The organism is Paenibacillus sp. MABNR03, assembly GCF_050455445.1.
Taxonomy (GTDB): domain Bacteria; phylum Bacillota; class Bacilli; order Paenibacillales; family Paenibacillaceae; genus Paenibacillus; species Paenibacillus xylanilyticus.
The window spans coordinates 78,952-103,415 of the sequence record NZ_JBCIYR010000004.1 but is presented as its reverse complement, the minus strand read 5'-3'; the positions used below and the strand labels follow the sequence as shown (position 1 = coordinate 103,415).

The window sequence follows — 24,464 nt, the reverse complement described above, 5'->3', positions numbered from 1 at the left end:
TCCAGATGAAGTATTGTTCCATTAGCGAAGCTTCTGCCCGATTCAGTATTCCAGAGTCCACGCTGCGCTATTATGAAAAAAGAGGACTTCTCCCATTAATCGAGCGCGATGAAGCTGGAAGGCGATTATTCTCAGAAAACCAGATGGCACTTCTTGAAACGGTTATCTGTTTAAAAAACACACATATGTCCATTAGCAATATCAAACAATATATGGATTGGATAATTGAAGGAAGCAGCACCCTCGAAACAAGGCTCAACATGATGAAAGAACACAAGCAGGCTGTACTCGATGAAATTGCAATCATGACAAATTCCCTAGAGGGAATTGATTTTAAAATTACACGCTATACTAATCAAATTCAGGAAAACACTAAAGGTGAACAGGAGAGAACATAGAATGAAACTTACAGGCAATACTATACTCATTACAGGTGGAAGTTCTGGAATCGGATTGGCTTTTGCAGAGCGATTTATCAAAGCTGGAAATACAGTCATTGTTACGGGACGACGAGAGCAGGTACTTCAGCAGGCCCAAGAAAAACTCCCTACACTTATCACGCGCGTAAATGATGTGAATATGGAATCCGACCGGATCGCATTGTTCGATTGGGTAACAGCTAACTATCCAGAGGTCAATGTGTTAGTGAATAATGCCGGTATTCAACAACGCTTTAATGTACTCAAAACGGATGCGAAGCATCAATGGGACTACTTCAGCAAAGAAATTACGACGAACATTGAAGCTCCTTTCCATTTATCCATGTTGTTTGCTCCCTACTTGGCAAAAAAAGATGAAGCAACGATCATTAACGTTACTTCCGGGCTCGCTTTTACACCGTTTGCAATTGCTCCAATTTATTCGGCAACCAAAGCAGCCCTCCATTCGTTTACAATCAGCCTGAGGCACCAGCTTTCAGATACATCTGTAGAGGTAATTGAAGTTGCTCCTCCAGCAGTAAGTACCGATTTAGGCGGAGCAGGACTGCATACACATGGAGAACCATTGGATGCTTTTGCAGATGGAATTTTCAAGGGATTGGAAGAGGGTAAACAGGAGATCGGATATGGCACTTCTGTCGCTCGGTTCCGCATGTCACGAGATGAAGTGGACCAGTACGTAGAAAATATGTATAACGCAACGAAAGACTCTATCGAATAACTTGCTTCTGGAGTAAAGCACTGCGTTTAATAGTGAAAACTCGCCAGTGTAATAGGCGAGTTTTCTTTCCTTTTAATAATGGTTTCCTTACATTAATTTGTTTTTGTTCCTCAGCAGTATATTTCAAAATTCGCCCTTGTCGAAATAATCATCTGGCAAATGCAGTTCTCGCAAACAATGGATAAACTTCTCTCTGAAACTCGGATTGTTTTTATACTCCGGCCATATGGCCTTATAGTAAGGCAGCAACTTCTCATGCGGAATAAGACCCCAGTATAGAATTAAGTTATTCACAACCTGTTGGTTGCCTCCCAACATCATCTGTTCAATGATCTGCCAGCTTCCGATCTTGTTCTTGCAACTGCGTGCGGCATAGATCGCAATAGTTTGCATACTCGGGTCAGCGTGGCACAAGAAGGGTGCAAAGTTGTGGAGAGTAACCTCATCACAATCTTCCAAGAGATATCCTGCATAACGAAGGGTCTCCCTGTCACTAATCCTGTCAATCCTTTGCAAAATCACTGGATAAAACTCTGTTAAATCTGCGGTTTTACGGTGAGCGTTCAGAATCTTTAAAGCATCCGAAAAATCCTCATGCCCTTCCGATTGCAATAGTCCCAAAAGATATTTCGCACCCGTATCAAAAGAAGTTTTGCAAATGAGCTGAATTGCTGTATTGCGATGTTTTACGCTTTGCTCCGCAATATCTCTCAAGAAACCAAGGGTTTCTTCAGAGACTTTTTTAAATTTAAACATTCCATCCAGTGCTTTGGTTTGAATCTCTTCGTTCGGAGCACTCTGATACATCTGGATTAAAACGTCCTCATTCCCCTGCATCAAAACGCCAAACCACGAACCCTCATAATCCAAAATAATCTCATCCAGCCAGCGCTCATACCAGTCCAGAAAGCTGTCTTCATAAACAAAGAAAAAAGGATGATCTGGATGGAAATCAGAGGTGTACACAATCCTCCCCCTGTATTTCCCCTCAAGCACGAGATACATATCGTATTCGCAGCCTTGGGTACCTATGCACAACATGCCGCCTAGCACTTTATTACGGGCTTCATCATATTCTTCATCGGAAATATCCTCATCCTTGGTCAGAGGCTCAATCAGATGGTTCCACTCCTCTTTGGCCATCCCGGGATGCAGAATAGATTTCGCAAGGAGCACCTCTCGCTCGGTATAGGTAGTGGCCTTTTCAAGCGAATAAACTCCATAATAAGGTCCAGCGCCGCCATTGCCAACTTCCATCAAAAACTGCGCAAAAGAATCAGGTAGCGTTACCTGATTAAGACTTTCCCAGTCCGCCAGCTATTTTGCTTTGAGCTTCTCTCTAACCCTATATTGATGGGAGGATGCTCCAAACAAGGAGAAATCCGCGTCTTTATGCATAGCTTGATTTAGCTTGCTTTTTATTCGATCCAGTTGTGTTTCCATTACCTCAGACCCCATATTTGGACTCTCCTTCAATTGTAGCCTAGTTTCCATTTTTTGCTTCTCTAGTCATTTTAGCAGATGCGGAAAGCTGTCACTAAAAATCTTGGGGTACCGTTTGATACAATTTCTGTAACAGCAAGTTTACGAATAAGGACCATCCCGCTAAAAAGACGACTCTTGAAACTCTCGAACGTCGTTCTACTCGGCGAGAGATGCAGGGCATTGTAAGGACAAGCATGTAAAGCCACAGCGTTTTGGGCAAAAAAAATCACGTCCTCCTAGGGGAGAACGCGATATGAAGCTGACTGCTTTCGTGTTTCAGCATCGTCATTAACGCTTTCGGGCGACCACCGCAAGCCTGCCGTTTTCGGTCGAGTACTCGCACGTGGACAGTACAATAAGCTTGTCGCCATACTGGGCTGTTACACCCGTGTCATAAAGAGCGAGTTTCTTGATGTTCTGAACATACGAATCGAACTCGGCGGCTGTACTTACATTCCCAATTTGATAATATTTAAAAACGTCGTCCGATTTGCGATAAACTTGTGATTGAATAACAGCAACAATCTCATACTCTTCCTTTTCGTAAAGCGTGCTGAATTGGAACGTAGCATGCTCTTTATAAAAGCTTTCGTTTTTGTACTTCATTAAATCTTTAAACATCCAGCCGCTTTTCATGTGATGTCCATGAATCAGCAAAATGTCCGAACTGTTGGCCCGGCTATGCTCGTCCAAAAAAGGGAGGCCGCCTTTGTTTTCATTTTTATCAAAGTCATGATTGAGATAGTACTCCGCATCCTGTGGGTTCTGCATGACCGGGTACTCAATGCGGGTGCCGTCAACCTTCAGCCAGCCGACGATGTCCGAATTCCTCTCGTAAAGATCCCGGAATTCGGGTAGCATGACCTGCTCATTCGCCTTATTGGACAAAAAGGAGGGGAATGCATCCCCTCCTCCTTTGTCTGACCCTTCCTCCCAAACTTTTGTCAGTTCTTCGATCTTCTGCTGCTCAGCATAATCCCGCAGGAGAGTTCTCCCAACACTGAAGAGAGAAAATACCAAAACAAGGGAGGAAACGGCGATAAGAATTTTTCTGGTTTTGCTCATTTTCTTACCGCCTTTCCGGTCATTGGATGTGCTTTTTCTTCTTGTTGCCGAGTAGACAGAATCCGATTGTCACCAAGGACATCAGTGCCAAAACCATATAGAAGAGTGGCGATACGCTGTTGTCTCCGGTTTGCGGAACATCGTCGAGCTCATTATCTCCATTACCCGCACCCTTATCGGCTAAGTCGCTGACATTACCAATTCCGTTGTCATTGTTATCAATCACGTTGTCGGTGTTGTTAGTCTCATTGTTGACGTTGCCAGGCTCGGAATTGTCAGGTTGGTCAGGTACAGGGCTGACAGGTTCTGGATTTACCGGCTCCGGTGCAGGACTGACAGGACCCGGATTCACCGGCTCTGGTGCAGGATTGACAGGTCCTGGATTCACCGGCTCTGGTGCAGGACTGACAGGACCCGGATTCACCGGCTCTGGTGCAGGATTGACAGGTCCTGGATTCACCGGCTCTGGTGCAGGGTTGACAGGACCCGGTACGCCACCGGTGTTTATCGGCTTCATTGGCACATCGTATTTTACAATGTCAAAATCGACAGAAATCGTATCGCTCCTGTACGTTTCGTATCCATCCTTCGTTACGATTAAATAGTAATCCGCTTCAGGAAATACCATGTATGCATAGAGGCCATTTGCATCGCTATCCTGCTCAGGGCTCTCGTTGTCATGCGGTGGGAAATTCGGAACTGAAGGAAGTGTTACTTTCGTATCCGGAATGCGGCCGTTATCTCTGTTCCGCTGCGTATCCGCATAATACAGTGTAACTTTGGCTCCATCAATTTTCTTCCCAGTGCTGGCATCTCTAGTCGTTTCATCATAAACCGTACCGTAAGGGTCAACTAATGCCTCGGAGATATTCAGCTCCCCGTCAGCTTTCACGTTCAGTTCTGTTACTTTGAAGAGCAATTCCTCACCGGTCTCAGCTTTATAGCGAACTTCCATTGTGTACTTCTGCTCGCTTAGCCCCTCCACGGAGAAAGTGCCGTTCGAAGCCATCGGGAACGCCTTGGGATGGCCGTTCTCCTCAACATACTTGCCGTCCTTATCCTTCAAGTAGATGTGCATCTGGCTGGTGAATGACTCGTTGAACAGTTCTGTTGTTCCATCCAGCTGCTTGAACAGAACGATCCCTACCGCTGTAATGTCCGCCGGAACCGTCTCGTCTTTCACGCTGCTATCCACATTTGCTTTTTGCGTGAACTCGACAGGGACATCCTTCCCGCCTACCTGATACCACTTTGTATATGTGATTGTGTAGTCCGTATCCGCTGTGGCTGGGATTGCATATTCACCCTTCTCATTTGTTTCCGTTTGAAGCTCCTTGCCGGTCTTTAGGTCGGTTATCGTAATGGGTGCATTTGGAATAACTTCTCCTGTGTTGTTGTTACGCAGAACACCTTCCAGATATGGGCGAGTATTGACGAAATGCGCTTCGGCCGCTTTCTTCTCCGGAATGGTGCCTGTGTGAATGAAACTTTCAGGATCTGTTACATAACCGTCTTCCGTATAATCATCCTGGATCACTGTATACTCGAGATACGTTGGGAGTCCTTGCACAACCAGTGTCTGGCCGTCTGTAAGCTCAAAGGTCTCTCCGTTTTGGATTGTGCCGTTGCTTCCGTCTGATTTCTCATAGACGTAAGATTCGCTTGCGCCCTCTCCTGTGAAGTTGAGGGTGTACTTGAACGATTTCTTTTTATCATCGTCTTTGCCTTTAACTGTATTGCTGATGAACAGGCCGCCCTTCAAGACTCTCACGTTCGTGAACGGGGCATCTTCATCATTGCCTTTCATGACTCCGGTATGGTACCGCTCCTCAGGAGTAGTCACGTATTCATCGATTGTATAGTCTTTCTGGGTAACTGTGTATTTAAGATTCTTAGGCAGATCCAAAATATCCAGTGTATCTCCATTCTTGAGCCAGAAGGTATCGCCGGACTGGATCGTACCTTTGCTGCCGTCTGACTTCTCATAGGAGTAGCTTTTCTCCTTGCCTGCATCCTCAAAGATAACGGTGTATTCGAACTCCTTCGTTTTATCGCCGCCATTACCCATGACCGTATTGCTGATGGTCAGCTTGCTGACCATCCGTTCATTGATGAAGTCCGCCTTGTGATCGCCTTTATTCACGATTGTGTCAGTCAGCTCTCTCGTCTCCGGCGTGGTCGTGTAACCGTCAACGGTCGTATAATCGGCCTCAGTCACGGTGTAGACCAGATCCGCAGGCAATGCAGGCAGCGTCACTGATTCGCCGTCCTTGAGGGTAATCTTGCCACCGCTTTTGATTGTGCCAAACGTATCATCCGACTTCTTATAGGTATACTCTCCGTCCTTACCTTCGCCGGTGAAAGTCACGGTGTATTCAAAATCCTTGGAAGAATCGCTGCCGTTTCCTTCCACCTTATTGGTAATGGTCAGCTTTCCTTGCGCCGGCGTAGGTACGACCAGCGGATTTTCAGAGGTTACTTTCACGCCATCTACCCAGATGGGCTTTCCAGGCGTATTGCCTACATAAACCTGATAAATTCTTGTAGTCGGCAACCATGTCGTTGTGTCGATATACGTTTCCTTCAACTCATAGTATCCTGGATCGGGGAATAACAGATTGAGTTTCCCTTCGCTGTCGGTTGTTCCTTTCGCAACTTGAGTCCCGCCGTCTTTTTTATAGAGTGTAAACTCCACACCTTTTAGCGGATTGTTGTCGGGATCCACCTTCCTCAGAGGCAGAAGGGCATTGGAGCTTGAACTTCCGGCAACGTCTGAATTGTCCAGCGTGCTTTCACTTCTGGCACTGACTGTTTTCAGCTTGTCATCGCCCATCAGCTTTACTTCGTTGCCCATTTTGTCGCCAGCTTTTGCTTTGGAAGGGTCAACCTCCGTTTGGTAGACAAACTGGTAAAACTGATTAGGGTCATCCATTTTAAATGTTAGCACCGTCGTGCCGTCCGCACCTGGGACAGCTTCTACCTGAACTTCACTATTCGGGTTGCTGAGATCCAGCGCTTCTCCCTCTCGTTCCAGTGCTCCGCTGGCAGATAGCTTAGCCCGATAGACGGCCATACTTGGTGCTGTTAGCACAAGCTGCCCATTTTCTTCATAGCGCAGATCCATACCTGCACCTATGGTATCCTGCAAATATACACCCTGTGTCATGTTGAATGGAGGGGTATAGTTTACTGTCCATTCGAGTACTCCTGGAACTGGCTTCGTTACTGACTTGCTAAGGGTTTGAACTGGTACAATAACTTTGCGCTGTTCAGTGAGAACCTTTTCCACACCACCCCATGTCATATGGAGATCGGCTTTGTTATACAGTACCTGCTTGTCTATGCCGCTTGTGGTGTATTCATCCAAATACTTCTGCAGGGCAGCGTTGGAAGGTCTCGCCTTCACCAGAATGATGTATGGACTCTCCAACTTCGAGAAAGTGAACGTCCCCTCGTTTCCTTGATGTGAAAAACTGACTACATGAGCACTGGTACCTGGTTCAATACGTGTTCTGGCATCATTTCGGACACCATACTCTGTACCTGATCCATTGTCCGAAAGTCCTTTCCAAAGCTCAAAGTCCTCATCTTCAGAAAACGGAACGAATTCCCAGCCTTCGGGCAGTGTGTCCACCAGCTTGATATTGCTAATGACTCGATTACCGCCATCTTTGGCCATTACTTCCGTGTTATATCCGGGCATGTTTACCCCTAAACGGAATGTGACCGTCTTGGTTGTTCTGTCATAAGCAGAAATGGTCCATGCTTCATTGTTATCGTTTCTAATATAGTTGCTAACGTTATTCGGGCTCACATTTTCAAGTGTACCATCTGCCTTCAATGGCTTCGAGGCAAAGAGCATATCCTTGTTCAGCATGCGCAGGTGAAGATTAACAGCGTTTTCCGCCATTTTTACGGTATCACCATCTAACAGCAGAGCCCGATTCCGAATCGTTTTTCCGGAATCGATATTTTGCCTGAAGAGGATATCCGGGTTGGTCTCCAGTGTACGGAAGCTGAAAGATGCAGCCTTATCCGTATACCCAGTCACCTTGATTAAATCTGCCACCACTTTACCGTCTACGGTTAAAGGAATAGCTTTTGTCGTAAGTCCGGTTGCTGTGGTCTTCAAAGTCCCCTCATGATACTGCTTCCACAGCTGGTACGAGTTAACATTGGCTTTGATTTTTGCAATGGTTTCCTTGCTCACTTCGCCGGTTGCATCCACCGCGTTGTCCAAGACGTTCAAATCTCCGCCATGTACCAGCACATCGTATACGGCTGCATCAGGCAGGTTATACTGCGGTGTCAGATTCACGGTCCAGGTAACGCCACCCAGGCTGTAATCCTCGGTTGAAACGGCGCCTGTTTTGGTAAAAGTGTGCGCGCCGATGCTGACAATGGCCTCATCAGTCACTGCATTAGGCCTTGTACCGGTTATGACATCGTTGTTTTGTATGCCATTAAGTGTATCCAGACTCCAGTTGGCACGAGGATCTATTCTGAAGCTTGAACCGCTTGTTACCTTGCTCTTAATCACTAATTCTACTTTACCGTTGATATCCCCAAAGGAATACATGCTGTTTGCATCTGGTGTAATCGGCTGTACCTCAGATGCAGTGTTATCCTCCCACGCCTGCCATTCAGCTGATATAAAGTCCAGCCCGGCAGGTAATACATTTGTAATAGTAAAGTCCTTTAACCCTTTTTTGTTATATTGGTTAACTGTGACCTTCCATGTAATAGTTTCATTCGCGTGGTCATAGGAGGCACTGGCTTGAATCCAGTCGGGAGCAAAAGAAATCTCCTGACTTGCCTGGACCAACATATTATTGTCCTGTCTCAGTTCCACTTTGCCATTCATATCCCGGTGACCGCGACCAAGATTGCCTGGCGGATTCTTATACTCGTAATAATAAGCTTCCTTGGGAATCCATGTTTTATATTCAACCTTTGGATCCAGACCTGTCCCCTCTGGGAATAGGTAAGTCAGCGATCCGTCGGCCCCAATAACTGGAGTTGCGTCCTGCCCATTGACTTTGAATGAACCCTCCATATAGATGCCGCGGACGTTACCAAAACCCGTATTATATGTGGAGGGATTGGTATAAAATATCTTCCCGTCCAGCGGCAATTGTACTGTTTTATCAAACTGATCGAATGCAGATACGGTTGACTCCCAGGTTATTGCACCCTCTACCAATTGAGCTGGTTGAATTCCGCGGTAACCATACTGATCCCATCTAATCATTCCAGGCGAGCTTACAGTTATGCTATACGCTGCTGTAACATCCGGGTTTACTAATTCATACGCTCCCCCGAAAATTGTGATAGGCTTCGTATCACCGTAATTCATGCCTGTTATATCCGAATTGGCAGTGGTTTCGAAGCCAAAGGTAACCCCTCGTCCGACACCGTTAAAAAACCAATCATCACCATTAAACACAATTTTGATGCTATCCGGGGTGAAGTAGGCAGTACCGAGCTGCTTCACACCCGTATCGGTTGTTGCCATTAACGGCTTGGTAGCTGTCGGCAGCACCACTTCGTTGAAGTAGGCATCCCGTTTTAACTCGATTGAGTCGCCCTTCTGAATGTACTTGGTCGTGTCATTCTCATCTGGCGTGTTTGCATAATCCCCTTTTACCGGCACCTTGAGGCCCTCTGATTTGAGGGTAAATGCCTGTCTGCCTTGGATTGTACCGCCTGGAGCAATGTCAGTTCCCTGCGTCACCTTCAGCGGAAAGGTTGAATTAGCATCCATGAACACCGCCGTTTTGTTCGTCGGAGCCGCAGTCAGCGTGACGGGATCGTTCGGCACATCGTACACTGCGTCAGTCACTGGTACCGGTTCATCTGTGCCCGGCAAATCAGTTTCGCTAATGACCGCTGCCCCAGCATCGCTTGGCTCGCTATCCGCATATGCAGTGACAGAGAACGCCACCGTCTGTAAAACGAGCATCATTGCCAGGAAGCAAGAGAGTATTGCCTTACCCATGTTGCGTTTTCGTTTCAAAATACCTTTCTCCTCCATTTCCAAAACTACCAAAATTCATTACCAGCAGCCTGATCGTCCCGATCACACTAAACCGAATGAATTTCTTCTATTTCCTTGATCCCAGTAGCCCTTTGCCTCATCGAAATCTTGCAGAGTTCCCTCCTGTTCACCTCCTCCATAGATCGTTGGCTCGTAAAAAATACACTTCGGTCCGAGTTTCCACTCTTTCTTGTTTAGTTTAAAAAACGAGTCTCTACAAAATCTCAACAAACATGACTTGAATAATGACATCGAACTATCCGAGGATCTGTTTTAATAGAAAAGTGATTTTTCCTTAATATATTAGGGGGGGATGATTGATGAAGAAAATTTATGGAGTGATGGTATCCAGTGAAGTACAACCAGCCGTAGATTAGTTTTTAATCAATAAAGGAAATAAAAGCATAAAAAAACACACCCTCGTTTGGGATATAGCTACTCTCCTAGATAAACCCCTTCATAAATTGGAGGTTTATCAGTAGAAGAAAGCTATTTTCCAAAAGGATGTGCTCTCCTGTTTTAATATATGGTCTGAATAAGTTCTATACTATGAAGCTTTTGCTGCAACAGCTTTTTGAATTAGAGCTTTTGCATCGTTAGTGGACAGAACTTGTTTAGGCTCGAGCAAATTGCCCTCTGCTGCTCCAAGAATTCCTTTGTCAATCAGGTTAGCCAACGATTTAACCGCATAGGCAGACACGGTTTTGCCATCTTCGAAACCTGCAATGATTGCAGCAGCTTCTTTATCTGAGGCTGGATTGTTCAACAATTTAGCAAGGATGGTAGCCGCTTCTTCACGAGTGATATCACGATCAGGATTGAAGTTGCCACTGTATCCTTGAATGAATCCAGCGTGAGTCGCTTCAGCGATTGCATCCGCATATGCAGCATCAGCAGCAACATCCTTGAATGTAGGTGCTGTAGCAACTTCGTTTAGTTTCAACATGTCTACCAGAGCACTTACAAAGTCAGCACGGGAGATGAATTCTGTTGTTACCGGCGTCTCTGGTTGTTCTGTAGGCGCAGCTACATTCGTAATACGTGCTTCTGTTTCAGCTTGAATAGCGCCGCCTTTATACGTATCTACAATGTACTCATAGAAAACATCCAAATCGATAGGACCTGCCAAGGATGATTTGGCATCCACCAGCACTTTATAGTTGTCTCCACCTGCAGCCATAAAGTTGTTAACTACAGCTGTGTATGTTTTTGCAGGATCAATAGGTGTGCCATCTTCAAGACTAAGACTCGTCACACGTTCTGCAACTGGCTTATTGAAATCTGCCGTATATTTCAGGCCAGAGATTTGTAGTGTTTTGGTGTTTGGTGTACCGTCCGCATTGGTTCCCCATTGCTGCTCCAACAAGGTTTGAATTTGTTCACCAGTCAGCTCAAGTTTCACTAACGTATTTCCAAAAGGTTGGATTTTGGCAAGATCAGCAAAGGTCACATCGCCTTCTGGCAGATCGGCACGAATACCACCTGGGTTCATAAATGCAAAGTCAGCTTCGCTTGCTTGATCACCAAAGTCTGCTTGACGCATAGCATCTGCAATGAGGTTTCCCAGAGGTGCTTCGTTATTGTAAGCATCTGTGCGAGTGACAGAACCATCTGTTGTACCTACCGGCTTGGTTAGCTCAGGATGCTTGTCCAACGATTTTTTAATAATAGCCAAAGATTCAGGGTCTTCTTTTACACCCTCTTGGAAAGTCGTTGTAACTGTAGCTGATTTTTCGGTTACATCCCCCGTAGTCGGGTCAATCATCAGCTTGATATCTTCAAATGCCGTACCATAAGAATACGCTTGAACGACCAATTTTCCATTCACTTCACCGTTAGCCAAAGCGTGATTGTCACCTGCAACGATAACATCAACAGGGGAATCTGCTGGCAAAGCCTTTGCCAAATCAGCTGCTTCTCCAGTGGTTACGCCTTCTTTGGTCGTTGCTGGATCATGCGCCAGGACGATGATCGTCTCCACACCTTGATCTTGCAATTCTTTTGAATATTTATTAACGGCTTCAACTTCTTCTTCTGCGCTTAGGAAGCGCACGCCTGCTGTACCCGATGGGGAAACTTTAGCCGGTGTAGATTTCGTCACCAATCCGATAAATCCAATTTTGACGCCGCCCACTTCTTTGATCACGTATGGCTTAATCAATGTTTTGCCCGTGGCAGTTTCGATCACATTTGCATTCACATAATCAAATTTTGCACCAGCATGAGTGACCTTGCCTTCTTTTGGATCAAGGCCGCCAAAAATCTGTGCTTTTAATGCAGCAATCCCTTGGTCAAATTCATGATTGCCCAGAGAACCTACATCGAAGTCCATCATATTCATCCACTCCATGGTAGGCTCATCCCGATCAAGAGACGAAACTGGAGCAGATGCACCAACAGAGTCCCCATTATGGAAGAGTAGGGAGTGTTCATATTTGGCCTGAGCTTCTTTTAGATATGTAGCGAGAATTGGAGCCGTTCCTGCCTTTTTATCACCAACCATTGATGTGGTATCGAGCTGACCGTGCAGGTCATTGATTCCGATCAAGTGTACTTCTACATCTGTGCCTGCAGCAGAAACAGGACCTACCGCACCGAATAGTTGAGAAAGTAACAGTGCAGTAGTAGCCACACGAATGGTGCTTTTACCCAGAACTTTTTTCCATGACATGAGTTATAAAACCCCTCTCCAATTTCTGATCCTGAGATATTTTACCATAGATCAAGTCAGGAAAATCGCGAAATATATCAAATGGATGTAAAAAATTTTAGGATTGATAGAGAAGGGACATACCTGTATCCGGTTCTATAACAAAGTTAGTGCCTCGGGTTTCGATCTAAAGGGATTCAACGCTTAGAAGACGTGGGCTTCAGGCTCGATGTATCATTGATAAGGTAATGTTAAGGTACCTATTTAGTGCCCTCTGACCTTACTATCTATTTCTCTTGCACTTTTCCAATATCCCGGACTTAACATCATGTTTAATATCTTATATTTGTATGTAATAACTTCGAACAGTCAATCCGATCAATCCAGAATTGCCGTGCCTGCGGCACTTCCTTCGATACGGTGGAAAATGCACCCTTGAAACCATTAGCAACTAAGGTCGGCGTTAATTGCTCTTTCATCGCTTTATGTTGAACACCTCCACCAAAAGCAGGGGTGTACCACTCAGGATAAGCCCCTAATACTTTCTTGAGATAGTCACGGCAAGGCTTAATTTCCTTGTCGTAGAATTGTTGAGGATTTCCACTGTAAGGCTGATGCTTGTGGCAGTGTACCCCTATTGTCATTCCTTCACAGTGCATATGTTTTATTTCCTGCTCCGTCAAGTAAAAGTTTTCAATAAATTTAACTCTATCCGGAAACAAAGTGTCAAATACTGACCCCAGAATTTCAGTTGCTTCTTCTGTTGTTAACTTTACATTCAACATATACTTATTATACCTACGTAATCTATCATGCTCATAAGAATAGATTGTGCTTGCTTCTTCTATACCATTCGTATCGTGCTTTAAGCGAATCAGTTCCCAGATTTCCGCATCAGTTACAAACGAGAGAACGGTATGTACAAGATGCATTACAGGAATAATTCCAGAGAGTAAAGGCCCTGACATCACTGTAAAATAAGCAGGTACTCCTTTACGCTTTAAAATTTCAAACGCATTTGCATATTGATCCTTAGTACCATCATCAAAGGTTAAGACACACCATGGTCTTGATCTGGGCATATCCATCTGATCCAGTGAAATGATGTCATAAGTCTTGCTCAGCGTATCAATTTGATGAGAGAAATCCTGAGGCGACAAAGGAACAATACCTCTCCAATTATCTTGCTCCCGGACATAATGGTACATTACGGCAACATTGTTCATAAGAATTCCTTTCCTTCAGGCAGTAGCCAAATATTCAATCGAAACCTTTTATAGTCCAATTTTTGAAGTGTTTTTGTAATAATTTCTGTGATTGATCTATATAGTTTTTATCGGTTATTTTAAGGTCTTAATAAAGGGTTGAGATGCTCTACATAATAGTGAATTATATTAAATTATTGATATGATTCGTCGATAATCAATTAATAGAGAAAGTATTCGAGTAAAATTAATACAAGTTGCTTGATTTTTAATTTTCAAAATAATTTCACAAGGGGATGACATTTGCTATGGAAATACGGCTTTTTAGAAGAGATGAGTCTGATTTATATATGCAAGCAATACATGAAATATGGAAGGAGGGCCATATCTTAAGTCGGGATAAGGCTCTGGCTGATTTCATGTTTTATAACACCCCGCAGCATGAGAAATATATTGGGAAAGAAAACTATGGAGCTATCGGTGTTTGGGAAGATGGTAAAATTGTCGGGCTGGGTGGCTTAATGCTATTTGAGTTTAACTTAAATGGCGAAACAGAGGCAGCATGTAACGTAACCAATTCTATCGTACTAGAGGAATATCGAAGCTCCATGGCAGGCCTATTATTATATGCTAAACCTCTTGATCTCTATCCATTCTTCTGTAATTTCGGGATAGGTCTCAGTAATTTTTCAATGCGTGTTTCGCCAGCCACTATTTCAAGAGATGCTGTCACACAACCTATCCATAAAATGGACCGGATGGTCGGTATTTTTGATAAGAAGCAAGCAAGTGAAGTTTTACTAAATGGGAATGAGAACTATCTAAGAAATTATGATACTGTTCGTAAGGTCAAGCAATACGGTGATAAAACAGTTAAACATGAACTAGAAAAAGATAAATGGAATAACTTTTATTACACACATATTGCCCCAAAAACGATTAGTATCTCGCGTAATTATGAATTCCTAAGTTGGAGATATTTAAATCATCCAACTTTTAATTATTTGGTGTACAGTGCTCAAGATCAGGCTGGAAATTATGAAGGATTATTTGTCGCAAGGGTTGAATATATCATCAATGGTACCGCTAAAATTTTGCGTATTGTTGAGTTTATTTCCAAGAACCAGGATGCTTCCATCGCACTTGCAAACAAAATCGTGGAAATCGGAACTGAAGAGGCTATCCTTTTCGCCGATTTCTATTGCACGACCGATATGTTCAACTTTGGACTGGAATCAGTTGGCTTTAAGAAAGAATTCACTTCAGATGATGATAAAATCGTCCTGCCGTCAAGATTCCAGCCTGTAGATTTATCAGTTGTTAATCTGAATGCAAGCCTATCTTTTTACGGGAAGAAAGTAAAAAAATTAAATTTATTAAAAAATAACATCTATTTTACTAAAGGCGATTCAGATCAGGATAGACCTAATTAGGGTAATTAAACAACTTGAATAGAAATCGTTTATACAAAATAAAAGGGCCATTTGACTTCAGATATACTTAGTCATTGGCCCTTTTATTTTGACTCACTAGGAATATAAATATTTTAGTGAGATGTTACTCCTGCATCAACAATAAAATCTGTACCCGTAATAAATTCAGCAGGTTTTGAAAGTAAATATGCAACTGCATTTGCAATACTTTCAGCAGGAATGTAGCCTCCATATTGTTTTTCCAGCATTTTAGTTCTTGCTTCTTCGCCGGCCACAATTATATATTCCTCAAACATGTCAGTTTCAACAAAAGCAGGGCACACTGTATTTACACGTATTTTTTTATCGGCTAGCTCCACTGCCATTGATTTTACAGCACTATTTAATGCACCTTTTGATGCACTATATGCTATTTTCGTTTTATCACCTTGAAAAGAAGCAGTAGATGATATAACGACTATGCTTGAATTAGAATTGAAGTTACCTTTTTTAGAAAATAACCTAGATAATTCAATGAACGAAAAAAAATTGATCTTAAATAGATCATTTGTGAATTTATACGTTGTCATATTTAATGGCCGCATTGGAGAAATCCCTGCACAATGCACCAAGCCATCCAGAGGTCCTGTTTTTGAAATCACTTTCTTCATTAAAGCTTCAATACCATCGATATCTTGAAGATCATAAACATAAGAAAGATGGTTCCCGTCTTCCATTTGCTCCAAAGTTGTAATTAAATTCTGCTCATTTCTAGCCACCATAACAACTTCAGCCCCTAAACGGCTTAGTTGAATACAAGTAGCTCTTCCAATACCAGAAGAACCACCTGTAACTAATACCTTCTTGCCAGTTAAGTCCATAGGATTAATCAACCACAATTCCTCCATCTTCGAAATAATCATCGGTCTTGATAATCGGCAAGCAGTTTTCTGCTAATACATCAAAGTAATTGGTTCCCCAAGATAAGCCTATCCCAAATCCGGGCGCCAACACTTTTTTATTCCCCTGTTCTTTGCCCCCATAAGCATCGCAAATTGTTATAGGTATCGATGTTACACTCGTGTTTCCATATCGGTCCATGGAAACTCCAAGCTTCTCAAGTGGGATTTTTGCTTTTTTAGCAATATGCTTGAGCATAAATACATTTGCCTGATGAGGTGCGAATAGATCATAGTCATTATGAGATATATTATGTTCGGCTGTAAAACTTTTCAACATATTTGGTACTTCATTTATAGTAAAATCGAATACCTCTGCCCCATTCATATATAGTTCATAATCAGAGCGAATCACACCTTCACCAAACTCTCTACGTTCATGACTCCCTTTTGGATTGCGACATGCACCAGCCGGTGTGATTATAGATTTATATCCTGTACCATCAGTATAATAACAGTATGGAATTTGCGACGACTTATCATACTCAAGTGCTGTAGCAAATCCAGAATCACCAAATAGCATATAAGCGGATTTGTCGAAAGGCGATATAGCTTTTGTTGATGTATCTCCTCCCATGAACAAAACACGCTTTGTATCTCCGGTCTGCATCAATGAGCCTGCAATATATACACCATACACAAAACCGGAACAACCCAAATTTACATCAAACGCAATACAATTATTTTTTAAGCCTAACCGTCCGTGCAACACACATGCAGTGGCTGGGGCAGTATAATCAGGGCTTTGTGTTACAAAAATCAAACCGTCAATGCTGTCAATATCCCATTTCAAGTGATCAATAAGTTTCTTCGCTGCTACAAAAGCTAAATCAGAAGCGGTTTGTTTTTCTAATGCTACACGGCGTTGCTCAACACCAGTCATTTTGATAAATTTCGAAACATTCTCTTCTCCGAATAATTCATTACTTTCTGATGTTTCTACAACATTTTTAGGAACTGCGCATGCAATACCTCGTACCGCTACATTTTTCAAAATGCCTTTTGGCATATATTCTTCCTCATTCCATAAAGTTTAGGATGTCTTGTACTGTTTTGAACTCTTTAATCTGTACCGCGGTTAATCTCTTTTCAAAATGTTCATCAACAAGCGCAATTAATGAAATTGCTGCAAGCGAATCCCAGCTTTCTACAGATTCAAGACTGGTGGTTACCTCTAACGATCCTTCCTCAAGCTCCAACATATCTTCCAATAAACTCAATTTTTCTTGTGCTTCCATATTCATTTCCCCCTATAAATTAAAATATTTATATTTACCATACAATAATGGTTGAACCCCAGGATAGTCCTACACCAAAGCCTACGAGAAGTACAGTGTCACCTCTGTTAATGCGACCTTCCTTTTCTGCCTGATGAAGTGCAATTGGTATTGTTGATGATACCGTATTTCCTGTATCAATCATATTAACGTAAAATTTATGCTCTGGAATGTTACACTTTTTCCTTAAGTGATTTAACATATAACTGTTTGCTTGATGAAAAACAAAAAAATCGATATCATCATAGGTTAGATTGTTTTTCTTCAAAACGTTATCTATAGACTTCGGAACAACATCTATTGTAAAGTTGAATATTTCTGGCCCATTCATGTACAGATCTTTTTGAATATTGGTTTCTTTGCTTTTTGACCTAACTCCACTTGAGGAAGCTATCAAATGTTCCGCCCCGCTTCCATTAGTGCCCAAGTCGAATTCCTTAATTTGTGAAATTTCATCATACGAAATTAGAGCCGCTGCTGCTCCGTCACCAAAAATAGTTAAAACACTTTTGTCGCCTGGATTGATATATTTTGAATAGGTTTCTGCAGTAATTAATAGTATATTTTTTGCTATATTCGTATTAATTAATGACTTTGCCACAGCTAGTCCATATATAAAAGCTGAACAACCCAAATTAATATCAAAAGCACCAGCAGATTTAGGAATATCTAATCGGTCTTGTAGTATACAAGCTGTTGTTGGAAGATTGTAATCTGGACTCTGCGTAAAAAGAATTACAAAATCTATGTCTTTCGGTTCAATTGAATGGTTCTCAAATAACTTCTTGGCAGCATAGTAAGCAAGATCAGATACATATTCATCATCATTTGCAATGTGCCTATTCACTATTCCTGTTTTATTATAAATTTTTTCCTCTGTCCAACCCGAGAAAGTTATTGCCAGATCTGCGTTTGAGAGAATCTTTTGAGGAAGAAAATATTCAATTGCTTTTATACCTATGTTCATTCCAAGTCCTCCTCAGAATTTACCTAAAACCACTTATTATCGAAGTTTTCCCTTACACTTTAATATCGACAGTTATCGATGATTTTTTTACACTATCATTCATTAAAGTTCAAATAAATTTTCTATTAAATAGTATTCATTTGAAGGGATGCCAATTAAGTAGAGATTGATGAGTTGATTCCTGAACTTACATTAGATAGTCCTCTGTTATTTTGCTCCATCCCTCCCGAAAGATTCCAATATAAATCCAGTTTACTAAGTGAGATAGCTAATCGTTCTCTTGATTGATTCAAGTTTAGTAATACATTAAGGGGAAAATAGATCTTATTGGAAAATAAACAAGTCTCTTAACTTCCTCCTGGATATTCGGGCTTGGTCGCTTAAAAACCTCTCCAATTGAGTCATTACCCGAGCGACAATCCGACACCTTCATCGGAGGACATCCAGCTTACAAAACTCCTGGCAGCATGTAACTCGAAAAATTTCGCGTCATTTATGATACGGTTCTCCGTATCATTCTACAGGCGAAAGTCTTTAAAAAGTCTTCGGTGTTATCGGGCGGTGTTTGTCCAGTCCATCTCAATCGTGCTTTGGTAATACCAGAAGGCTCGCCTTTGAAGAGCGGAAGGGCTATTTTCCCATGACCCCATCAACCTGTCCTCTGTCGGCGTGGCGAAGGAGATTGCTGCCCTCGATTTTCCCGCTCTCCTTGTACGAGCGATTCGGTGAACATAGCTTTCGTTTTCTTGGGGAAAATCATAGACTGATAGGACTGTATATTCTCCCATATCGATCCTTCTCGCAGTAAGATAAGCTTATTTTCATATATTGACAATTAAATGTGTTAGACTACAAAAGGAAGAATTGCCGATCTATAATAAAGAACGCCACACAACTGGATGCAGGCAGTTATTACGATAAACACACCATGAATAGTTCCCTCAAGCAACTAATGAAATCATTATTAGCACCAGCGTTCCCAGGTGGAATCATAACCATTCTTATATTTTATCTTGATTACTTCCAATTCGAGCTTGTTGAAAAATTTCTACTGTTTGCGGCTTTCGTCATTGTTCCTCTTGTGATTTTACTTTTGAACCATGACGCAAAGAATACACATCAACGAATGATTTATGGTGCTATTAAATGGCTTCAATATCCCGCTGCGCTTCTTACCCTGGCCTCGGTAATGAGTAGTAAGATGTGGGGGTTAGAAAGTACGACAATCCCAGGGATACTGTCCCTTGGGTGGCTATTGTTCACACTGCTGCTTGGCATCTATGGCTTGACCACTATTGTGATCTCTAAAGGAAAAGCAGCGGAGATAGCGATTGGCGCCGGGCTCGTTTATTTTTTTATAGGGGGCATTTGGTTTACCTTATATCAATATCAATTTGACCTCTTTGAAGCTAATGTGGCAACACACGCGTTAAGCTCTGTCCATTTTCATTTTTCATCTGCAATCGTTCCGATTTTTATTGGCGCACTGGGACGGATCATGACGAAAAAAAGCTGGTATCCCTGGATTGTTGCCATCGATATCATCGGACCCATATTGATTGCTTTCGGTATGATTTTCTCCAAGCCGATCGAGTACATTGGTGTCACTTTGTTCGCCTGCAATATTGTGGTTTACACCGCTTATCTCCTTGCTTACTTGAAGAAAAACGCACTGGATATTAAGGCAGCCTTCTTGTTAGGCCTTTCTTGCCTAGCCTTTTACACGGTTGTTGTCATTTCCATCTTCTATCCGTTACTGAAAAATATGTACTCCTTGACCATACTCGATTTTATTCCCATTTATGGATCTCTGCATGCGTTTGGTTTTGTCTTATGTGGACTGATTGGTTGGGTGTATATGGTAGACTTCATTAAGAAAAAAAGATCGTCAAGTGGTGAATGTGATTTTCAGGCAAACCAATCGTCTTTAATGAAGTAGTTTAACCAGGTTCGTGCTATAATGGTGTTTACCTGATTAACATTCATCATTCTGCCGAGATGGCGATGATTAAGGAGATTGAACTTTGACGAACAACCATGATATTGGAGCAGTGAACGAACTACCGGAAAACTTTGAAGAGCTCAAACGAGCGGCTAATCGGTCGGCAAGCTGGAGAGACAGACTGAATGCGGTGAACGAATTGGGAAACTGGGATACAGTCCCTACTATACAGTTGCTACATTATGTTTTGAAAAGTGATCAAGTGTTTCAAGTGCGCGAAGCCGCATATCTCAAGCTCAAGCAGTTGGATGAAGATGTACAAATGCCTGCCAAAAACAAAGGCGATCTGTTTAAAGGTCTTAACAAAATTTTGCTACGGATTAAAAAAAGCCTTCCTGAAGGTCACACATTCGAGCAATTTAAGGAAAAACTGCAAAAGACACGTCTGGATATCTATGATACTTACGAGGGCGACAAAGCTGCTGAGTTCGACTCCTGGCTCCATGGAATTTGGGAGACACTAGGTAGAAAATAGCCGCCGTTCACCGTATAATAGCTGAGTACAAAGCCACTCCAAAAAAATGGAGTGGCTTCTTTATTTCTTCTTCAGGGTCACCTTATTAACCGGACCTACCGTCGTATTCGAATCAGCGATTCGCCGCTTCTATATATTTTTCCACAATTCATCATAAATAGAACGGTGTACATACATACGTTTGGCGATCATATAGATCTGGCCTGACGGTTCCTCGTAATGTATCTAAGTACAAAGTACAGTTTGACCACAAGATATAACATATCAGTAGTAGTATTTCTATCATCTTTCATTCCAACTCTGAAACTGATTCGCCACTAATTATCGTACCGTTATTCTTACCTTCACAAATTTCTTTCATCGAGCCTGGTTTATCGAAGTTAAATACATGCATTGGCAGACTATAGTCTCTTGCTAAAATGAAAGCTGATTGGTCCATTACCTTTAAGTTGTGTTTTAAAACGTCGTTGTAATGAAGCGAACGAAATTTCCTCGCATCTTTATCAAACTTAGGGTCTGCATTAAGAACACCATCAACACCTTGCTTTGCAACTAATAAAGCGTCACAATTAACCTCGATGGCTCTTTGTACTGAAGGATAGTCTGTTGTAACGTAAGGTTGACCGTTCCCCCCTGCAAAAATTACAATATAGCCTTTTTCTAGATGGTGGATTGCTCTTAGACGGATGTATGGTTCTGCAACTGAAGTAATAGGTATTGCCGTCATTACTCGTACTTCCTTTTTGGTCTTGGCTTTAAGAACTCCACGAAGCATTAAACTATTTACTACAGTCGCAAGCGTCCCAATGTTATCGGCTTCTGCCCTTTCTATCCCCCAGCTTTCCGCCATCTTACCTCTGAAAATGTTACCCCCACCTATAACTAACGATACTTCAACGCCTAAATTTACTACTGACATAATTTCATCCGCAATATGGTCTAACATTTCTGGCTCAAAACCAAATTCAGATGTTCCTGCTACTGCTCCACCACTTAGCTTAACGAGAACTCTTTTGTACCTTGACAATTATTACACCCCCATAAAATAAAAACACTAAAGCAATAAATGCTTTAGTGTCCTAATGGAATGGAAATATGAAATTACGCAAGTCGACTGAATGTAAGTCTTCCGCTTCCACCTCATGCTCCCACCCCTTCATGTTTTTTCCATCAAGTAATTTTACATTACGTGAAGGTAAATTTCAATTACCATAACCTACATATTTTACTTGTTATCGTATCGCTTTAAATTATATTCAAAGTCGGTCGATGGATGTGCTAACGCCATTTCTGAAAGTGCCAAGCACAAATGATGTAAACTCCCCCCCACCCTTCGACACCCCACCAGACCGCTCCAGACTCCAGAAGCCATGATGGGTATGAACGAACGCGCAAAACAAGGTAAATGGAATGGTGGTATTGTACTAGGCTACAAATCAGTAAACAAACAACTTGTTACTGACGAAAAAGAAGCCTCACTTGTACGGTATATCTCTGACCTCTACATTAATGGTAAAGGCTATAAAGTAAATTGCTAACCAATTAAACAAAGAGGGGTACAAAACAAAAAAAGAAAGCCTTCTTTGCAATCCCAACAGTACGGACAATTATTACTAATCCTTTGTATGCGGGCTTCATACAGTACAATCAAGTTGAAAATTGAAGCGAAAAGAGACGGGGGGGGGGGGTAAAAATGAAAACTTTACTCTTGTCCAAGGTGAGCATGAACCTGGTAGGAGGGGTTAACCACAGTATATCTATTCTATAAACGGGAGTAACAGTATCGGTACTCGTTATGGTTCTCTTTTGTGGCAACCGACAATTAACAGAGATTATAATGAATGTGTAGGAAGTGCTTTTGATCCATTTGGTACTAGCAATCTGCATCTTCCCTATGAGTAAATAGATAAGTAAATAGAGGTGACCCACTTGAAAAAGAATCATTCTCCATCCGCATTGGGTGACTTCCTTAAATCGCGCAGGGAACGGTTACAGCCTTCAGAGGCAGGGATCCAGCCGCTGCCCGGACGAAGACGCACTCCGGGACTTCGAAGAGAAGAAGTCTCTTATCTTGCCAATATAAGCGTGACTTACTATGCCTGGCTGGAGCAAGGCAAGGAGGTTAATCCTTCGCCGGAAGTGCTGCTCAGTATCGGCAAAGCACTTCAGCTTGACGATGATGAGCAGAAGCATCTGTTCGATCTGGCCAATGTAGACAAGACAAGCGTCGTCACAGTGCCAAATAGCGAAGGGCCGGATATGAGAGTTTTGCAGCAAATCATAGATCAGCTGCATTATCCTTCTTTTATCACGGATGAAGGTACGGACGTTATCGTCTGGAATCGAGCGGCAGAACTGATCGTAGCCGATTTCGGCAGTCTGCCGGACAACGAACGGAATATGATGGACATTATGTTTTTAAAGCCGGATTACCGCAACAGACTGGTGAATTGGGAAGGCGCTGCCCGTTACTCTGTAGCCGTTCTGCGGGCAGGCTTCGATCTTTACAAGAACAACCCGTTATATATGGAACGGTTTGAACGCTTGACGCGGGAAAGCGTGGAGTTCGTACATTTCTGGGAGCTATATGAAATCAAACAAAAACACGTAGCCACCGCTTTATTCCGTGTTCCTGACGCACAGGAGATGGAGTTCGAGCTCCACTCCGCGGCTGTAATCGATAATGACCCGGGACTGCACTGGTGTTTCTTTGTTCCGGTGCCCGGTTCAGGTACGGAGGAGAATTTATTACGTTTACTTGAGCAGGACAGGCAGCTACCGTAGACTGTTACTCCCGTTAATAGAATAGACATGCTGTGGCTAGCTCCCTCCAGTTGCTTGTATGATTCAGTGGAAGACAACGATTGGAGGGTGTTTAGCATGCAAACATGGTTCATTACAGGAGCATCAGGAGGCTTGGCTTCACGTATAACTCACCGGTTGCTTGATAGGGGGGACCGTGTAGCCGCAACGATACGCAAGCCGGGTCTGCTGGATGATCTGCAGGCACAGTATGGCTCCCAACTATGGCAGGCTAATTTAGATCTGACAAACTCTCAGCAAATTGCTGAAGTGGTGGAACGTGCATTTTCAGAGTTGGGTACGATCGATGTGTTTGTCAATAACGCAGCCTATGGATTGTATGGCGCAGTGGAAGAAGCAAGCGACAGGCAAATTGAGCATCAGTTTATGACCAATGTGCTTGGCTCCCTACGTGTAGCGCGTGCAGTCCTACCCTTTTTCCGTAAGCAGGGCGGCGGTCACATGGTACAGATTTCGAGTATGGCGGGTCATTATTCTATTCCGGGTATGGGACTGTATTGCTCTTCGAAATGGGCGGTCGAAGGAGCCTTTGAAGCGCTGGCTAAGGAAGTGGCTCCGTTCAATATTAAGACCACTATGGTGGAGCCCGGCGGAATCCGAACGAATTTCATTACAAGCAACGCCGTATTCGGCGAGCGGATGGACGAATACCGGGATACGGAGGCGGGCCAATTCGTTAGCCTGATGAAGGGAGAACTGCCGGGTATAGATATGAGCATGTTCAATCAAATGGTTGTCGGCGATCCGGATAAAATGGCGCAGCAGATTATCCGTCGTGTCGACCAGGGAAAGGGTCCGATACGTATGGCGTTGGGCAGTGACGCCTATGAGCAAATCCGAGCAGCCCTGCTGGACAGACTGGCCGCTCTGGAAGCACAGAAAGAGCTGGCTTACTCCACTGATTCAGATGATGTGGTAAAACCATTTTAAAGGATACCCAAGCATT

18 protein-coding genes are annotated in these 24,464 nt (G+C 42.9%); 8 read left to right on the top strand and 10 right to left on the bottom strand.

Features of this window, described 5'->3' with window-relative positions; genetic code table 11:
- Positions 1 to 5 precede the first annotated feature (5 nt).
- Complete coding sequence (locus tag AAIH57_RS20225) at positions 6 to 398, top strand: MerR family transcriptional regulator (RefSeq protein WP_430022774.1); 393 nt, start codon at positions 6 to 8, stop codon at positions 396 to 398.
- A 1-nt stretch (position 399) separates the two neighbouring features.
- Complete coding sequence (locus AAIH57_RS20220) at positions 400 to 1,161, top strand: SDR family oxidoreductase (protein WP_430022773.1); 762 nt, start codon at positions 400 to 402, stop codon at positions 1,159 to 1,161.
- Positions 1,162 to 1,284: 123 nt separating this feature from the next.
- Here the strand turns inward: AAIH57_RS20220 and AAIH57_RS20215 are convergent, their stop codons facing one another.
- The 5 genes from AAIH57_RS20215 to AAIH57_RS20195 all read right to left on the bottom strand — a co-directional run bounded on the left by AAIH57_RS20215 (position 1,285) and on the right by AAIH57_RS20195 (position 13,624).
- Positions 1,285 to 2,418 (bottom strand): SMI1/KNR4 family protein, encoded by a 1,134-nt coding sequence (locus AAIH57_RS20215; protein ID WP_430022772.1) that lies wholly within the window; start codon positions 2,416 to 2,418, stop codon positions 1,285 to 1,287.
- 516 nt (positions 2,419 to 2,934) lie between these two features.
- The gene (gene srtB, locus AAIH57_RS20210; protein WP_175397024.1) at positions 2,935 to 3,711 is read right to left on the bottom strand and encodes a class B sortase; all 777 of its coding nucleotides are present in this window, start codon (positions 3,709 to 3,711) and stop codon (positions 2,935 to 2,937) included.
- 19 nt (positions 3,712 to 3,730) lie between these two features.
- A complete protein-coding gene (locus AAIH57_RS20205) occupies positions 3,731 to 9,727 on the bottom strand; it encodes a DUF7601 domain-containing protein (protein WP_430022771.1) in 5,997 nt (1,998 codons plus the stop codon).
- Positions 9,728 to 10,295: 568 nt separating this feature from the next.
- The gene (locus AAIH57_RS20200) at positions 10,296 to 12,419 is read right to left on the bottom strand and encodes a bifunctional metallophosphatase/5'-nucleotidase (RefSeq protein WP_430022770.1); all 2,124 of its coding nucleotides are present in this window, start codon (positions 12,417 to 12,419) and stop codon (positions 10,296 to 10,298) included.
- A 311-nt stretch (positions 12,420 to 12,730) separates the two neighbouring features.
- Positions 12,731 to 13,624: a polysaccharide deacetylase family protein gene (locus AAIH57_RS20195; protein WP_430022769.1), complete on the bottom strand. Its 894-nt coding sequence runs from the start codon at positions 13,622 to 13,624 to the stop codon at positions 12,731 to 12,733.
- Between the two features lie 287 nt (positions 13,625 to 13,911).
- Here AAIH57_RS20195 and AAIH57_RS20190 point away from each other — a divergent pair, with 287 nt between their 5' ends.
- A complete protein-coding gene (locus AAIH57_RS20190) occupies positions 13,912 to 15,036 on the top strand; it encodes a hypothetical protein (protein ID WP_430022768.1) in 1,125 nt (374 codons plus the stop codon).
- Between the two features lie 113 nt (positions 15,037 to 15,149).
- Here AAIH57_RS20190 and AAIH57_RS20185 read toward each other — a convergent pair whose 3' ends face one another.
- Genes AAIH57_RS20185 through AAIH57_RS20170 form a run of 4 tightly spaced genes read right to left on the bottom strand, consistent with a single transcriptional unit; the run spans position 15,150 to position 18,218 of the window.
- A complete protein-coding gene (locus AAIH57_RS20185) occupies positions 15,150 to 15,908 on the bottom strand; it encodes an SDR family NAD(P)-dependent oxidoreductase (RefSeq protein ID WP_430022767.1) in 759 nt (252 codons plus the stop codon).
- Positions 15,901 to 16,983, bottom strand: a complete 1,083-nt coding sequence (locus AAIH57_RS20180; protein ID WP_430022766.1) for a 3-oxoacyl-ACP synthase III family protein — start codon at positions 16,981 to 16,983, stop codon at positions 15,901 to 15,903. Before AAIH57_RS20180 ends, AAIH57_RS20185 begins: the two co-directional genes overlap by 8 nt.
- Before the next feature lie 10 nt (positions 16,984 to 16,993).
- Positions 16,994 to 17,212 carry a phosphopantetheine-binding protein gene (locus tag AAIH57_RS20175; protein ID WP_430022765.1) on the bottom strand — a complete coding sequence of 73 codons (219 nt, stop codon included), beginning with the start codon at positions 17,210 to 17,212 and terminating at the stop codon, positions 16,994 to 16,996.
- A gap of 34 nt (positions 17,213 to 17,246) precedes the next feature.
- Positions 17,247 to 18,218 (bottom strand): 3-oxoacyl-ACP synthase III family protein, encoded by a 972-nt coding sequence (locus tag AAIH57_RS20170; RefSeq protein ID WP_430022764.1) that lies wholly within the window; start codon positions 18,216 to 18,218, stop codon positions 17,247 to 17,249.
- Positions 18,219 to 19,146: 928 nt separating this feature from the next.
- Between AAIH57_RS20170 and AAIH57_RS20165 the strand changes: the two genes are divergently transcribed.
- Together AAIH57_RS20165 and AAIH57_RS20160 are read left to right on the top strand one after the other, a co-directional pair.
- Positions 19,147 to 20,157 (top strand): YndJ family transporter, encoded by a 1,011-nt coding sequence (locus tag AAIH57_RS20165; RefSeq protein ID WP_430022763.1) that lies wholly within the window; start codon positions 19,147 to 19,149, stop codon positions 20,155 to 20,157.
- Positions 20,158 to 20,242: 85 nt separating this feature from the next.
- The gene (locus AAIH57_RS20160; protein ID WP_430022762.1) at positions 20,243 to 20,695 is read left to right on the top strand and encodes a HEAT repeat domain-containing protein; all 453 of its coding nucleotides are present in this window, start codon (positions 20,243 to 20,245) and stop codon (positions 20,693 to 20,695) included.
- A gap of 289 nt (positions 20,696 to 20,984) precedes the next feature.
- On the opposite strand, the gene pyrH is transcribed toward AAIH57_RS20160, so the two are convergent.
- Entirely contained in the window at positions 20,985 to 21,722 is a 738-nt protein-coding gene (pyrH, locus tag AAIH57_RS20155) for a UMP kinase (RefSeq protein WP_430022761.1), read from the bottom strand.
- Between the two features lie 561 nt (positions 21,723 to 22,283).
- Between pyrH and AAIH57_RS20150 the strand changes: the two genes are divergently transcribed.
- The 3 genes from AAIH57_RS20150 to AAIH57_RS20140 all read left to right on the top strand — a co-directional run bounded on the left by AAIH57_RS20150 (position 22,284) and on the right by AAIH57_RS20140 (position 24,448).
- Positions 22,284 to 22,358 (top strand): hypothetical protein, encoded by a 75-nt coding sequence (locus AAIH57_RS20150; protein WP_430023104.1) that lies wholly within the window; start codon positions 22,284 to 22,286, stop codon positions 22,356 to 22,358.
- Positions 22,359 to 22,624: 266 nt separating this feature from the next.
- Positions 22,625 to 23,479: a helix-turn-helix transcriptional regulator gene (locus AAIH57_RS20145; RefSeq protein ID WP_175397031.1), complete on the top strand. Its 855-nt coding sequence runs from the start codon at positions 22,625 to 22,627 to the stop codon at positions 23,477 to 23,479.
- 96 nt (positions 23,480 to 23,575) lie between these two features.
- On the top strand, positions 23,576 to 24,448 hold the full coding sequence (locus AAIH57_RS20140) for an SDR family oxidoreductase (protein WP_430022760.1): 873 nt from the start codon (positions 23,576 to 23,578) through the stop codon (positions 24,446 to 24,448).
- The last annotated feature ends 16 nt before the right edge of the window (positions 24,449 to 24,464 follow it).